The sequence below is a fragment of the Neisseria sp. 83E34 genome, from assembly GCF_001308015.1.
Lineage (GTDB): Bacteria > Pseudomonadota > Gammaproteobacteria > Burkholderiales > Neisseriaceae > Neisseria.
In genome coordinates this window covers 1-693 of the sequence record NZ_LGYH01000036.1, presented here as the reverse complement: position 1 = coordinate 693, position 693 = coordinate 1, and the positions used below count along the sequence as shown (strand labels likewise).

Here is a 693-nt window from a genome sequence, read left to right as displayed (position 1 = left end):
TGACCAAACGGGTGTTCGCCGACGGCAGCACCAATATCATGGAACGCGACAGCTTGGGCCGTCTGCTCAGCCACACCGATGCGATGGGGCGCGTTACCCGTTATCAGTACAGCAACGAAGGCCAAATCGAGACCGTCGTCCGCCCCGACGGCGCCATGCTGCATTTCGACTACGACGACAGCTACCGCCTGATCCGCAAAAGCGATGCCGAAGGAAACTACGACGGCTACACCTACGACGAAGCCGGCAACCTGCTGACCCACACCGACCCGCTCAAACACACCACCCGTTTCGAATATGCCGGCAACGGTTTGCTGCTGAGTGTGACCGACCCGAAAGGCAGCACCACCGAATACCGCTACGACCATAACCACCAGCCCGACCTGATTACCGACTGCTCCGGCCACCAAACCAAACTGGCCTATACCCCCGAAGGACAGTTGGCGCGCATCACCGATGCCTTGGGCCGGCACACCGAGTATCACTACGACGCCAACCGAAACCTCACCCTCGCCCTTTATCCCGACGGCAGCAAAGAAACCTTCCGTTACGACCATGCCGGCCGTCTGACCGGTCATACCGACGGCGAAGGCCACACCACCGCGTACGAATACGGCCAAGACGGCCTGCCGACGCAACGTACCAATGCACTCGGCCACACCTTCGGCTACCACTACGACCAAGCAAGAAGGC

Annotated in this window: 1 pseudogene; it reads left to right on the top strand. The window is 60.5% G+C overall.

Going from position 1 to position 693, the window contains the following annotated elements:
• Positions 1-693 (top strand): annotated as a pseudogene (locus AKG09_RS11520) (RHS repeat protein); the annotation flags it as partial.